Annotated in this window: 1 protein-coding gene; it reads left to right on the top strand. The window is 68.5% G+C overall.

The window, feature by feature from the left end:
- The coding region (locus NA10_RS35135; RefSeq protein ID WP_157557026.1) for a DUF222 domain-containing protein at positions 1 to 527 on the top strand (527 nt) is incomplete at both ends.

The following is a 527-nucleotide window of genomic DNA, read 5'->3' as shown; positions in this document are numbered from 1 at the left end:
TGGAACACACTCTGCGTCTGTCCCATGCCGAGGCCACCGCCCGCTGGAACACCGCGAAACTGTTGTCCCCCCGTGTCTTTCCCACCGGCGAACTCGACCCGGTCCTGCCCGTGGTGGCCCAGGCCCAGCGCGAGGGTGCGATCTCGGCTGATCACGCCCGCCACATCATCACCGCGATGCACAAACTCCCCGATACCCTCGCGGACGGGAAAAGAGAAACCGCCGAACAGATCCTGACCGACTACGCCCGCAACGGTTCCCCCGACGCCTTGGCGCGTGTGGCCAACGAGATCCTGATCCGGGTGAACCCCGACGGTGAACCGGCCGCCGACCGTGATCGCCAACGCCTGCGCGGGTTGAGCATCGGCCGCCCACGCGTGAACGGCATGTCCCCGGTCACCGGTGAGATCACCCCCGCCCTGCGCGCGGTCCTGGATCCGATGCTCGCCAAATGGGCCCGCCCCGGAATGTGCAACCCCGACGACCCGCAAAGCCCCTGCACCACCGCCGAGACCGCCACCCGTGGC

It is taken from the genome of Nocardia acidivorans NBRC 108247 (genome assembly GCF_001625085.1).
GTDB lineage: Bacteria > Actinomycetota > Actinomycetes > Mycobacteriales > Mycobacteriaceae > Nocardia > Nocardia acidivorans.
This window is presented reverse-complemented; position numbering and strand designations above follow the sequence as displayed.